This window comes from Tunturiibacter gelidiferens (genome assembly GCF_051013345.1).
In the GTDB taxonomy this organism is placed as follows: Bacteria; Acidobacteriota; Terriglobia; order Terriglobales; family Acidobacteriaceae; genus Edaphobacter; species Edaphobacter gelidiferens_A.
This window is the reverse complement of record NZ_CP132939.1, coordinates 2,663,303-2,676,248: the sequence shown is the minus strand read 5'-3', so window position 1 is coordinate 2,676,248 and position 12,946 is coordinate 2,663,303. Positions and strand designations below refer to the sequence as shown.

The 12,946-nt window shown below is 56.4% G+C and carries 9 protein-coding genes; 8 read left to right on the top strand and 1 reads right to left on the bottom strand.

The genetic code is table 11. The features are described from left to right. Positions 1-131: 131 nt before the first annotated feature. Both RBB80_RS13160 and RBB80_RS13155 read left to right on the top strand, forming a co-directional pair. Positions 132-980, top strand: a complete 849-nt coding sequence (locus RBB80_RS13160) for a hypothetical protein (RefSeq protein WP_433968648.1) — start codon at positions 132-134, stop codon at positions 978-980. Between the two features lie 293 nt (positions 981-1,273). Continuing rightward, positions 1,274-2,458, top strand: a complete 1,185-nt coding sequence (locus RBB80_RS13155) for a hypothetical protein (RefSeq protein ID WP_433968647.1) — start codon at positions 1,274-1,276, stop codon at positions 2,456-2,458. 178 nt (positions 2,459-2,636) lie between these two features. Here RBB80_RS13155 and RBB80_RS13150 read toward each other — a convergent pair whose 3' ends face one another. Beyond that, positions 2,637-2,948, bottom strand: coding sequence for a hypothetical protein (locus RBB80_RS13150; protein WP_433968646.1), 312 nt, complete (start codon positions 2,946-2,948; stop codon positions 2,637-2,639). 345 nt (positions 2,949-3,293) lie between these two features. Between RBB80_RS13150 and RBB80_RS13145 the strand changes: the two genes are divergently transcribed. The 6 genes from RBB80_RS13145 to RBB80_RS13120 all read left to right on the top strand — a co-directional run bounded on the left by RBB80_RS13145 (position 3,294) and on the right by RBB80_RS13120 (position 12,583). Continuing rightward, the gene (locus tag RBB80_RS13145) at positions 3,294-4,004 is read left to right on the top strand and encodes a response regulator transcription factor (RefSeq protein WP_433968645.1); all 711 of its coding nucleotides are present in this window, start codon (positions 3,294-3,296) and stop codon (positions 4,002-4,004) included. Further along, on the top strand, positions 4,001-5,464 hold the full coding sequence (locus tag RBB80_RS13140) for a sensor histidine kinase (RefSeq protein WP_433968644.1): 1,464 nt from the start codon (positions 4,001-4,003) through the stop codon (positions 5,462-5,464). The genes RBB80_RS13145 and RBB80_RS13140 overlap by 4 nt, the downstream gene beginning before the upstream one ends. A 67-nt stretch (positions 5,465-5,531) precedes the next feature. After that, a complete protein-coding gene (locus RBB80_RS13135) occupies positions 5,532-6,575 on the top strand; it encodes a YncE family protein (protein WP_433968643.1) in 1,044 nt (347 codons plus the stop codon). Between the two features lie 40 nt (positions 6,576-6,615). Beyond that, entirely contained in the window at positions 6,616-8,085 is a 1,470-nt protein-coding gene (locus RBB80_RS13130; protein WP_433968642.1) for a TolC family protein, read from the top strand. Positions 8,086-8,099: 14 nt separating this feature from the next. Beyond that, the gene (locus RBB80_RS13125; protein WP_433968641.1) at positions 8,100-9,416 is read left to right on the top strand and encodes an efflux RND transporter periplasmic adaptor subunit; all 1,317 of its coding nucleotides are present in this window, start codon (positions 8,100-8,102) and stop codon (positions 9,414-9,416) included. 2 nt (positions 9,417-9,418) lie between these two features. Next, positions 9,419-12,583, top strand: coding sequence for an efflux RND transporter permease subunit (locus tag RBB80_RS13120; protein WP_433968640.1), 3,165 nt, complete (start codon positions 9,419-9,421; stop codon positions 12,581-12,583). Positions 12,584-12,946: the final 363 nt, after the last annotated feature.

Here is a 12,946-nt window from a genome sequence, read left to right as displayed (position 1 = left end):
GTCACCGTGGCACGCTGAGGGCTCTTACTCATAAATTTGAAGGGTGTTTCTGGGTTTATGAGCCAATTCAACAGCGACAGAAACGAACTATCCTTAAGGTCCACTTAATCCCCACTTTGTAAGCTCTATTCATGGCAGATGCCCGAGGCCGTATCTACAGAATCAGCCGGGCTCTTCTCTTTCCCGTTCTAGTTGTTGGGCTAAGCGGATTCAACGGCACAAGCTCGCACGCGCAGAGTGGCGAAAACCTTGCGAATGTTGTGAGGTCAGTTGTCAGCGCAGAGCGAGAGGCGTCTACGCAAAGACCTCCGTTTCTCTATACTTCGATCGAGACGTCCGATCGTACAAAAGGGCATGTGTGGACTGAGCGTGTAGCGGATATCTGGGAGGGAAGACTCAGGTATCTCATTGCAGAGGATGGCCAACCGCTCTCCGCCAGCCGTCGCGCCGAGGAGATCGCGCGGATCAAGTCGATCGTAGCGGACCCGACTTCTCTTCGTAACAGTACGCAAGAGCAACAGAACGATGAGAGACACGCTCGGGGGATGGTCGACCTTTTGCCTCGAGCCTTCGTGTTCGAGGATGGCGGCCACGAGGGGTCCTGGCTTCGCATCAATTACAAACCCAATCCGAACTACATTCCTCAGACCTTCGAAGAACGAGCCCTCCACGGCATGAGTGGAACGCTGGTCGTTGACAGTCGATCTCGACGACTCCACCAGCTCAGCGGCTATCTGTTTGATGACGTTTCGTTTGGATACGGTTTGCTTGGCATCATTCATCGGGGAACGAACTTCACGACCACGCGCGATCTTGTCGGGCCCGGTGTCTGGAAGACTACCGTGCTCGACGTGAAGATCGACGGGCGAATCGCCTTCTTTAAAACGATAGGCCACCGACAGCACTCAATCCATCGCGACTTCCAGCCGCTGCCTCTGGACATCTCCCTTTCGCAAGCGGTGGCTCTTCTTCTAAAGTAGAGCGCGTTTGTCGTCACTCGCAGAGGCCACTCGCTTGAGAGCTTTATTTCACATGATTGGTTGCTTTTTCTGTTGTCCGACCTGATACGTGGGTCCTGGTGTCTAAGTCTCTGATTCGAAGTGGGTTTCTCGTATCTTAATGTTCAGTTAAGTTTCTGGGTTCATCATGGAGTATGGTTTTGCGAAAACTCCCGTTGTGCTCCTTGGCGTTTTTTGCCAGCGTCTGCACAGCTCAAAGCGTTACCCTTCCTGCAGGTACACCCTTTCCGGTCCAGACCGAAGATCATCTGCCAATGCGGGTCGGCCAACCGATAAGATCGGAGCTGATCTACCCGATCTATGTTGACGATACAGAGGTCCTTCCAGCCAAGACCATTGTTTCCGGCACGGTCGTGGGTCTCCGCGCCAACCACTCGCGTCGCGTTACCGCCCGTCTTCGTGGGGATTTCACTCCTTTTCGTACTCCGGTTGTTCGCTTCACGAGTGTGACTTTGGCTGATGGTACGACGGTCCCCCTCGTGACCGGTGTCGCTACCGACGGCGCTCCGATCTATCGTCTGGTCGCACCGCCGCCTCGTAAAGGAGGCTTCATCCACCAGCAATGGGACAATGGGGTCCAAATCTTAAAAGATAAGCTTGCCATCGTTACCGGCCCGGATAAGGGCGACCGCCTCAAGCAGTTTCTCTATACGCAGCTTCCCTATCACCCTCAGCGCATTGAAAAGAAGACGGCGTGGACGGTTGAAACCTCCGAGCCGCTCTCTCTTTCGCCACAAGCTGTAGAGGCTGCTGCAACGCCGCAGCCAGTCGCGATCTCACCTGCGTCGTCGCAGGCTGATAGCAAGACATGGATCATCCAGGCTTACCTCGGCGACTCGCTGAGCTCCGCTACCTCGAAGTCTGGCCAGGCGATAAAGGCGACGGTGGCGGAACCTATTTATAACCCGGACCACACAATTGCGGTGCCCCAAGGCGCCACAATCGTGGGTGCGGTTACAGAAGCCAAGCCGGCGCGCAACTTCGGTCGTGGCGGAACGCTGCACTTTGCCTTTCGGCAACTGATTCTTCCGAGCGGCACGACGCAGAATGTTCAGGCGTCTCTTACGGGAGCCGACTCGGCTGCTCCAGATAAGCTTGCGCTCGATTCAGAGGGCCAGGTCAAACCCAAGCCGCAGGATAAACTTCTGGTCCCCTTCACCCTGCTGGTGCTTGCTGCGCGGCCGCTCGATGAAGACCAAGGTGGGGAATTTGGGAAGAATGCAGTTGCTTCCAACAGCCTCGGGGTTATTGGTTTTATCGTCGGAACAGCTTTGCAGGAGCGAAACGTCGCTGCAGGAATCGGCTACTATGGAGCGGCGATTTCGATCTATGAACGGTGGATCAAGCGTGGACGAGACGTCACCTTCGCACGCGATACTCGTCTGGTGCTCCAGACGACGCCGCGTAACTCCGTTGCACTCCCAACTCCGAAGATGTAAGGGTGAGAAGTTCGGGAGAGCCTGCAGGAAAGCGACCGCAGAAACGAAATGCGGGGTCTCTCCACTACGCCGTGCGATAAGACCGCACGGCTCCGGTCGAGATGACGGATCAATAAAGATGGATAGCTCCGTGAAGACGTTGAGCGTCCGTAACGATGTTTAGAGTTCTTGAGGGGGTCTAATCGACGAAGTTCATCCGGTCGAGAAGGTGGCGAAAGCTCTGGTTGCTTCGCAGGCTATCGAGACGTGGATCTACATTAGCGAATACCATGCTGTTGGAGCGGTCCGCATAGGCTTTCTCGAGCAACTCCATGGTGCGACTCTCATCTTTCAAGCCCGCGTAGACAAGGGCGACATAAAAAGAAGAGACGTAGCCCGTTTGTGACTCCGACTGCAGCTCGTCGAGGATCTTGTAGGCTTCGTTGGGTCTGCCTGCAATGGCATAGACATGTCCGAGAGCTGCGATGACGGGTGGATTACGGTGCGACATGATCGCGGTCTTCTCCAACTCGGCGATTGCCTTGGTGTAGTCCTGCTTCTGCTACTGCGGATCTTTCACAATAGCCAATTGAAAGTAGTTCTCTTGCGCGATCACCTGGGATATCCTTTAGCCCTTACGATCTTTGAAGTTGTGGTCCTTGTGATGCTGCTATTCATCTTTGCCTTAGGTCCAGAGAGACGTGGAAGAAGCTTTCGAGCCAAAGCCGGTTGATCGGCCTGCGAGGAGTTTCACGGTTTAGCATCTTGATATTCGCGTTAGTCTCCACGCCGGCAAATCATTTCGGCGGATGGGCAGTTTAAGGCTGGCTTAAGCTTTGTGTGTTGAGATCTACTCATGCGTGTACTGCTAGTTGAAGACGAAATCAGGCTGGCTGAAAACGTGGCACATGCGCTGCGCGACGGACCTGGCTTCGCGGTAGATCATGCCGAGGATGGGCAAACGGGTCTGGATCTCGCTGAAAATCTGTGCTACGACCTGATTATTCTCGATCTTATGCTGCCGAAGTTGGATGGCTTGACGGTGCTTCGCCGGCTCCGCGAACGAAGGGACAGCACTGCGGTCCTGATCCTGACGGCACGGAGTGAGCGATCTTCGATTATTCAACTCCTCAACAGCGGCGCGGATGACTACCTGAGCAAGCCTTTCGATCTCGGAGAGGTGATTGCCAGGGCAAAGGCGCTTATTCGCCGGGGTAAAGGTATGGCTAGTCCTGCGCTTCGCCTGGGGGATTTGGAGTTGCATACCGGAGACCAGAGTGTCTTCCGTGCAGGCACTCCGATTGTGCTTTCTCCCATGGAGTACCGGATTCTCGAGTACCTGATGCATCGCCCTCGCGCCATTGTCTCCAAGCGAGAGTTGCTGGAGCACATGTACGACTTCAACTGGGTGCATCACTCCAATGTGATCGAGGCGCATGTTTCGAACCTGAGACGCAAGCTCGGGGAGGGAACGAATCCGCCGACCATCGAAAATCTGCGTAACCGGGGTTATAGGCTTGTGATGGAGTACACAACCCCCAAGGAAGCCGGGGATGAATCAGCATGAAGACCTACTCGCTGACACGACGCCTGATCACAGCTGTACTGTTGGTGGAGTTCTGCTCTCTGCTGGCCTTGATTGGAATCGCCAGTGTCTATGAGGGGATCTCACACTTCCGCGCACTGGATGTCGTGCTGCGTGGTCGAGCAGATTCCGTGCTGGGTGCGGTCCAGGACGCAGAAGACCCTGAAGACAACTTGATGCTTTACGGAACCGAGGGGCTCGCTCCGAAGCGGGATATTTATATCGTGCGCGATGACCGTGGCCGCGTGATCGGGTCGCAAGGGTGGCCGGGCGGCGAACAGGAGCTGGCTAGCACCGACAGGAGGGAGTTCCGAAATCTGACGGTCGGCGGGATTCGCTATAGAGTCATCCGCAGGCCCGGTTTGCGCGTGGTCGATCCGGGGGATGCCAAGGGTGGCGTTGCTCGACATATCATCATTCTTTATGGTTCGCGCACTCACCCGGTCTGGGAAAGAGTTCGGAATGCCATCGCTTTCTATGCACTCTCGGGCCTGTTACTTCTCGTCATAACCGGCGTCGTACTGCTGCGTCTGTTGCGCGGTGGGCTTCAACCTTTATATGAATTGGTCGAACAAGCGGGCAAGATCTCGGTAACTTCGTGGAACCTGGGTCCCTCCAGTCAGGCGCGCTATGTACGAGAGCTCGAGCCGCTGGTCTCGGCCATTGAATCCGCGCTCCTGAGACTTGAGCAGTCCTTTGCGCAACAGAGACAGTTCGTGAGCGATGCTGCCCACGAGCTGAAGACCTCGGTGGCGGTGGTGAAGTCTTCTCTGCAGCTTTTGACCATGCGCACGAGGTCCGCGAAGGAATATGAAGAGGGACTCGAGCGAGTAACCGTCGACTCTGAACGCATGGAGGAACTTGTAGCCAAGATGCTGACTCTGGCACGGCTTGAAGATGGCGGGGAACAGCCGGAGTCGTATCGTATTGTCGAACTGGGCGACGTTCTCCGCGACGTGGCTGAGCATTTTCGGACGCTCGCGAGCTTCAATCGCATCAGTCTGGTGGTGAACGCAGATACTTCGACTCTCGTTTTTTGCGATCCCGACCAGCTTCGCCTGCTTTGCTCCAACCTGATTCACAATGCGATTCAACACAGCGGAGCGGGCACCGAGGTCCGCGCGATCGTCAGTAGTCAGGGAGAGTTGGCCCAATTGATTGTTGAGGACGATGGGGAAGGGATTCCAGAAGATGTACTTCCGCACGTCTTCGATCGGTTCTACCGAGGAGATCCGTCCCGTAGCCGGCGAACTGGCGGCACGGGTCTGGGGCTGGCGATCTCAAAGGCAATCGTTTTGCGATACCACGGCGCTATTCGCCTGGAAAGTAAACCTGGGCATGGCACGAGCGCCATCGTTACCCTGCCAGTCGTGCCGTCGACAACCGAACGAACAGATCATAGGACCGCAAGAAATCTGGAAAGAGGAACTTTGACGTCTTAAGCGTCCCTTAAGCCACCTCTGCGATATTTGTAGGAACAAATTTCTTCAGTTCTGGAGTGTTTTAAATATGCCGAATCCAAGCAGGCGAGTAGTCTCCTCCCTCATCTTTGCCGCATCGACGCTGGTTCCTTTCCTTACGACGTCTGCTACGGCTCAAAAGCCATTCCAGATTGAACAGCGATGGACCATCGGAGGCACTGGAGGCTGGGACTACCTGACGGCCGACCCGACATCACATCGCCTTTACATCGCTCACCTGACGCGCGTCGACGTCGTCGACACCAATACTGGAAAGGTCATCGGAGCCGTGGAAGGATTGACTCGATGCCACGGCGTCGTTATCGCTCCTGATGGCAAGACTGGCTTTGCCTCAGATGGTGGAGCGAACAACGTTGTGGTCTTCGATACTTCCAATTTTTCTACACTCACGAAGATTCCTGCCGGAACGAATCCCGACGGAATGGCCTACGAGGGCTCCACCAACACGCTGTGGGCGTTCAATGGAACAAGCAAGAACGCCACGGTGATCGATGTAGCCAGTCGTAAAGCAATTGGCACTGTTGCGCTACCCGGCAGACCGGAGTTCCCTCAGAGCGATGATAAGGGGACGGTTTTCGTGAATATCGAAGATAAAAACAGCCTCGTCCGACTCGACGCCAAGGCTCAAAAAGTTACAGCCACCTGGCCGCTGGCCGGATGCGACTCGCCGTCCGGGCTGGCCTTCGATAAGGATGGCGGACGTCTCTTTTCTGTCTGCGACGGCAAGAAGATGGTAGTCACCGATTCGCACACCGGCAAGTCGCTGGGTACGCCGACCATAGGCGATGGACCTGATGCCTCTGGATATGACGCGAGCAAGAAGCTGGCGTTCTCCTCCAATGGCGACGGTACGCTGAGCGTTGTCGATGCAAGCCAGGCAACGTATCCAGTGATACAGACGCTTTCCACGATGAAGGGTGCACGAACGATGGCGTTCGACTCATCGACTGGAAAGATCTACACGGTAACGGCCAAGTTCGGCCCCACTCCGCCTGCAACGGCCGCAACACCTCGCCCCCGCCCCTCCATCCTGCCCGATAGCTTTACCGTGCTGGTGATCGGCCAGGACTAACCGGGTATATTCCTCGCAGTGGGCGGGTGTGAAGCAAACCATGAAACAAATCTTCCAACTCAATACGATCTTCGCGTTTGGCTGGGGGATGGCGATTGCAGTCGCGCCATCCCCGGCTAACGCGTGGCAGTCGAGTATTTCCGGGACAGCTGCCCAGGAGCTTACAGAGCCGACGCAGAGTGCTGCGGCTCCCGTCAACCCAGGAGCCACGCAGGCGACCGGTGAAGCAACGGCGCAGGCCTTCGTGCAAAATGGGAGCCAGCCCGGTCCGGCGATTACGCTTGACCAGGCACTATCGCTGGCACGAACCAATGAGCCCGCATTTGCCGCGGCAGTGGCAGCGAGCAAGACCGCACAGCTTGACCGGTCGATCGCTCGAGCGGCTTTGCTTCCTTCTGTGGTCTATCACAATCAATATCTCTACACGCAACCGAATGGTGCGCATAACGGGGCCGGCTCGATCGGAGCACAGGCTGCGCCCAAGTTCATCGCCAACAACACCGTGCACGAGTACACCAGCCAAGGCGTTTTTACTGAGACGCTGGGGCTTGCGCAGTACAACGCTGTGGCTCGAGCGGGAGCGGCCGCTGCTATCGCGAGTGCGGAGTTGGAGATCAGCCGCAGGGGTTTAACTTCGACGGTAGTCGGACTGTTCTACAACTCGACAGCGGCGCAAGAACGGACCGTTATTCAACAGCGCGCCACCAACGAGGCCGCTGACTTCGTCAAACAGACGCAGCAACGGGAAGCAGCAAGAGAAGTAGCACACGCGGATGTAATCAAGGCACAGTTGACGCTGCAACAACGGCAGCGAGATCTTGGCGATGCTCAACTGCAGGCGCAGAAGGCCCGTCTTGATCTCGGCGTTCTGTTGTTTCCTGATCCGCGCTCGCCGTACAGTGTCACGCTTCCCGCAGCAACTCTGCTTCCGGAGCGAACCGTGGTGGAGACCCAGGCAGCCGCGAATAATCCTGAACTGAATAGCGCCCTGGCAACGCTGCGATCGAAAGATCTCGACATTACCGCAGCACGCGCTGCTTACCTGCCTGATCTTGTGCTCAATTACTCGTATGGTATCGATGCGGCACAGTTCGCCGCGAACGGCCCTGACGGTGTTCGCAACCTTGGCTACTCGGCTTCGGCGACACTCGACATTCCTGTTTGGGACTGGCTTGCAACGCAGCATAAGATTAAACAAGCCCACATATTTCGCGATGCTGCCAAGGTGGCGCTGACATCTACGCAGCGCACACTGATTGCACAACTTGAGGAGTTTTACGGAGAGGCTTCTCTCGCTCACGATCAGCTTGCTTCGCTTGAGTTGAGCGTACAAACCGCGCGGGAGAGCCTTCGCCTGACCAGGATGCGCTACTCCGCAGGCGAGGCGACCGTTCTGGAGGTTGTCGACGCACAAAACTCTTTTACCAGCGCAGAGCTTGCGTATCAGGACGGCAACATTCGCTATCAGGTTGCACTGGCAAATCTTCAACTACTTACGGGGACGATTTAACCGTGGCCGACAAAATGACAACTAAAACGACTCAACGCGCTGGGGCACCGGGAGTGGCTGCATCTCTGATGTTCCTGTCCGCTTCCCTGCTGCTTCAGAACGGCTGCAAGAGGGCGGACGATACGGCCGAGAAGCCCGTCGTCACAGTTCAGGCCGTCCATCCCGCAACTGGCTCGATCACTGAGGAGATCGACGCAGACGCGACACTCGCCCCTGTTGCGCAGGCTGCAATCTTGCCTAAAGTGACTGCTCCGGTTCGTAAGTTTTACGTTCAACGCGGCTCCCATGTCAAAGCCGGGCAGCTCGTGGCCACACTTGAAAACGAAGATCTCGCCGCGGCTGCGATGGATAACAAAGGTGCCTTCGACGCAGCGCAAGGGGCGTATGCGGCGGCAACGCAGTCTGCGGTCCCCGAAGAGCAAACTCGATCCCGGCTTGATCTGGAGCAGGCCAAGGCCACTCTCGATCTTGACAACAGTATTCTCGAAGCCCGCAAGCAGTTGCTGTCTCAGGGAGCGATACCGGGCCGCGACTACGATACTGCGCGGACAACTGCTCTGCAGGCGCAGGCAGCGTACGATATTGCGAAGCAGAAGTACGAGGCGCTTGGCAAGGTTGGCACCAGCGCTTCACTGGAATCGGCGAAGGGTCAGCTCGCCTCCGCGAAGGGAAAGTACCTGGGTGCGGCGGCGCAGCTTAGCTACACAGAAATCAAAACGCCGATCTCTGGTGTGGTGACCGATCGACCTCTCTTCGCAGGGGAGACCGCCGCTGCTGGAACTCCCGTCGTAACCGTGATGGACACCACTTTCATGATCGCGAAGTTGCACATCGGTCAGATGCAGGCTCAGCGGCTTAGCGTGGGGTCGCCCGCCACGATTACCGTACCTGGTGTTGAGGAGCCCATAGACGCAAAGGTGTCACTCATCAGTCCGGCGCTCGATCCTGGCAGCACGACCGTTGAAGTATGGCTTCGAGTACCAAACCCGAAGGGCTCACTGAAGGCCGGTACGTCTGTGCATGCCACTCTCAAGGGAGGAACTGTAGAGAACGCACTTCTGATTCCGACTGAAGCGGTTCAGCGTTCACCGGAGGGCGCGGGCAAGATCGTCATGGTGATAGGGCCAGACGGTGCAGCTGCGAAACGGACCGTCACTGTCGGCATACAGACGGACGAATCGACGCAGATACTTAGCGGTCTCAAGCCCAGCGATACGGTGATTACAACTGGCGGTTATGGGCTCGACGAAGGCACGAAGGTCAAAGTGGGACCGGCGGAGGAGAAAGATTCGGCAGGCAAGAGGGACGCTGAAACGGGAGGCAAAGAGTGACTTTGCGGAACCCTCCTGCAGTCGACGAACAAGACTTCTGGCTGTCGCGTGCGGCCAAGCCGATCTTCTTCTTCCTGATCGTACTCACGATTGCCGGCATCTACGCGGCATTCCGAGTTCCGATCTCTGTCTTTCCGGATACGAACTTTCCGCGCGTCGTCATCGGCGTCGACAACGGCGTGATGCCGGTCGAGCAGATGCAGGTCACGATCACAAAACCCATTGAAGACGCCGTTAACAGCGTACCCGGATTGATGACGGTTCGCAGCACCACCAGTCGTGGATCGGCCGAAGTGAGTCTGTTCTTCGATTGGAATGTGGACATGTTCCGCACGCTGCAGCTCACCGACTCTGCTCTGGCGAAGATCCAGTCGAGCCTTCCCAGCACAGCAAAGATCACCACTAATCGCCTGACCTTCGCGACCTTTCCTATTCTGGGGTATGCGCTCACGGCCGATGATCGTGGTTCTAACACCGTGTCGCCCACTGCTTTATGGCAGATCGCGACCTATGATCTCAAGCCTCCTTTGAACCGCGTAATGGGCGTAAGCACGGTGGTGGTGCAAGGCGGTAAAGTTCCTGAGTTCCACATCGTCCCGGATCCTGCTCGTTTACAAACGGCAGGCGTCACCGTTCTAGACCTCGTGAACGCAGTGCAGACGTCGAACATTATTGATTCACCCGGGCTGTATGAGGCGGATCACCAGCTGATTCTTGGGCTCGTGGGTGCCCAGGCGCATGATGTCGAATCGCTCGGACGTCTCGTCGTCAAGACCACTGCTGCCGGTGTCCCGATTCGTATTTCGGATGTAGCAACCCTGGGGCCGGCTACGCTTCCCGTCTACACAACCGTGGACGCCAATGGCGTGCCGTCTGTGTTGCTCAACATAACGCGGCAGCCTTCCAGCAACACGGTTGCCGTGGCTGCTGCGGTCGCAGTTGAGATCGCGCAGCTTAGCAAGACTCTGCCCCCGGGGGTTCATCTCACACCGTTCTATGACCAATCGGAACTCGTTCGCGAGAGCATTGCCAGTGTTCGTGACGCCATTCTTATTGGGCTTTTGCTTGCGTGCGTCATTCTCTTTCTTTTTCTGCACGACTGGACCTCCTCGCTTATCGCCGGCATGGTGATACCTGTCACCGTCGCGGTTACAATCCTTTTTCTTTGGATCATCGGGCAGAGCTTCAACCTGATGACACTTGGCGGCCTTGCAGCCGCTATCGGCCTTGTCATCGACGACGCCATCGTGGTCGTAGAAAATATAGTCGTACATCGGGATCGTGGGCAGTCCCGTGTCGATGCAGTACGCAGCGCTCTGCACGAGATCACGGTTCCACTCATCGGTTCTACCGTCACACCAGTAGTCGTCTTTCTTCCTCTGATCGCTGTCACAGGGGTGACTGGCAGTTTCTTCCGGGCGTTGGCCGTGACCATGACTGCGGCGCTTCTCACATCGCTGCTATTGGCTTTGACCTTCACTCCTGCGCTCTCACTTTCGCTTCTACGTCAACGTGAAGATGCAGCGTCTAAGCCGTCTGCAGATAGCTCTATGGCGGAGCATCACGAGAATGGCCCATTCATGCGGCGCGTTCTCGACTTTCACAACCGCGTGCTCGGCTGGACGATTCGCCGAACCTGGGCATTAGTAGCCATATCCGGAGTTCTCATCGTAGTGGGCTACTTTGCTTATAGCGCACTAGGATCCAATCTGTTGCCGGAGATGGATGAAGGGAGCTTTATCCTTGACTACATCATGCCTGCGGGGAGCTCTCTTGCAACGACGAACAAAGCGCTTGATCGTGTCGAAAAGATTCTCCGCGATACGCCGGAGGTTTCGATTACAACGCGGCGGACTGGTCTTCAGCTCGGTCTCGCTGCCGTCACAGAGGCGAATACCGGCGATATCTCCGTTCGCCTGAAGACAAAACGATCACGTCCTATCGATGAGATTATCTCGGACGTACGTCAGAAGATTAAGGAGCAGGAGCCAGAACTTGACGTCGAGTTTGTGCAGGTCCTCGAGGATATGATCAACGATCTCTCGAACTCGCCCGAGCCAATTCAGATCAAACTCTTTTCGAACGACACCACCCTTCTGCACGATCTTGGGCCGAAGGTGCAGGCGGCCATCTCGGCTATCCCGGGGGTTGTCGATACTCAGAACGGAGTGGACAACACGCTGAGTGGTCCGGCGACTACATTCCAGGTGGATCCTGGCCTGGCGAGCCGGCTCGGCTTTACTGTTCAGGAGGTAGCGGAAGACGCAACCTCGCTGCTTGATGGTCTGCCCTCGACCGATCCTGTGATTGTAGCTGGCCGACCTTACACAGTTCGTGTGCGCATGTCAGACGAACATCGCGCCTCTTTGAGCGCGATCGAGAATACGGTCTTCAACTCCGCGACAGGGCACACCGCGACGCTAGGTGCACTCGCGGAGATCAAAGAACTTCCTCCGCAGAATGAGATCCGCCGCGAAAATCTTGAGCAGGTAGTGCTTGTAAGCGGTCGGCTGGAAGGTTCCAATCTGGGCGGCGCCATGGTGAAGGTGAAGGATGCGGTCGCTAAGCTGAATCTTCCGGCGAGTGTTCGGGTGCAATACGGCGGCACGTATGAGGAGCAACAGAAGTCTTTTCGCGAGCTGGTGCAGGTTCTTATTCTTGCACTTGCACTCGTCTTCGGCGTTTTGCTCGCCGAGTTTCGAAACTTTTCCGCGCCGATCGCGATCCTTACCAGCTCCATTCTTTCCATGGCCGGTGTCGTTCTGGCGCTTCTGATAACGCGAACCGACTTCAACGTAGCAAGTTTCATGGGTCTGATTATGGTGATCGGGATCGTAGCCAAAAACGGCATCCTGCTACTCGATGCGGATGAACGCGCGCGTGCCGAGGGTGCAGAAGCGCTCGATGCAATGATGCATGCAGCCCAAAGGCGGCTGAGGCCAATTGTGATGACTGCGACGGCAGCGATGTGTGGCATGTTGCCGTTGGCTTTTGCTTTGGGTGCCGGGTCGCAGATGCTGCAGCCACTGGCGATTGCTGTTATTGGCGGCCTTTTGATCTCGGTGGTTTTGAGTCTAATCGTTACGCCTGCGATGTACTACCATTTGACTTCCAAAAGCGAACGGGCAGGGGTGGAAGAGCCGCAAGCGACCGTCAGCAAATACTGAGTGCAGCCTGAAAGCTGATGGCCTCAAACTGATGGATCGGGCCGTGTTTTTTGCGCTTTGGCTTGTGTTATTGCCACGATGCGGAGAAATGGCGTGGCCTTTGACGGCCACTTCACGCTGATTTGCGTGGCGGAGCCTCGTCATTTATCGGCCACCCATTGGGGAATGGAGGAAAAGTGCGATTGCCCTGGGAAGGCGCCACCCGGCCGACTCGATTCTGACTATGAAGGCCATTGGAAAACTCGAACAGAAAGATTTTGGGGTGGGGGCATTGGGACCTACGAGTGCAGCAACCTCTCTCATGCCAAAACTGCATCTGTAGTACCGCTATAAGCCCGAGGCGTTTGGCGATGGATGGGTGCC

Excerpts from the sequence above, each read along its gene's own strand:
- RBB80_RS13145 (WP_433968645.1), top strand. The coding sequence starts at position 3,294 with ATGCGTGTACTGCTAGTTGAAGACGAAATCAGGCTGGCTGAAAACGTG.
- RBB80_RS13125 (WP_433968641.1), top strand. The coding sequence starts at position 8,100 with ATGACAACTAAAACGACTCAACGCGCTGGGGCACCGGGAGTGGCTGCA.
- RBB80_RS13130 (WP_433968642.1), top strand. The coding sequence starts at position 6,616 with ATGAAACAAATCTTCCAACTCAATACGATCTTCGCGTTTGGCTGGGGG.
- RBB80_RS13150 (WP_433968646.1), bottom strand. The coding sequence starts at position 2,948 with ATGTCGCACCGTAATCCACCCGTCATCGCAGCTCTCGGACATGTCTAT.
- RBB80_RS13155 (WP_433968647.1), top strand. The coding sequence starts at position 1,274 with ATGCGGGTCGGCCAACCGATAAGATCGGAGCTGATCTACCCGATCTAT.
- RBB80_RS13135 (WP_433968643.1), top strand. The coding sequence starts at position 5,532 with ATGCCGAATCCAAGCAGGCGAGTAGTCTCCTCCCTCATCTTTGCCGCA.
- RBB80_RS13140 (WP_433968644.1), top strand. The coding sequence starts at position 4,001 with ATGAAGACCTACTCGCTGACACGACGCCTGATCACAGCTGTACTGTTG.
- RBB80_RS13160 (WP_433968648.1), top strand. The coding sequence starts at position 132 with ATGGCAGATGCCCGAGGCCGTATCTACAGAATCAGCCGGGCTCTTCTC.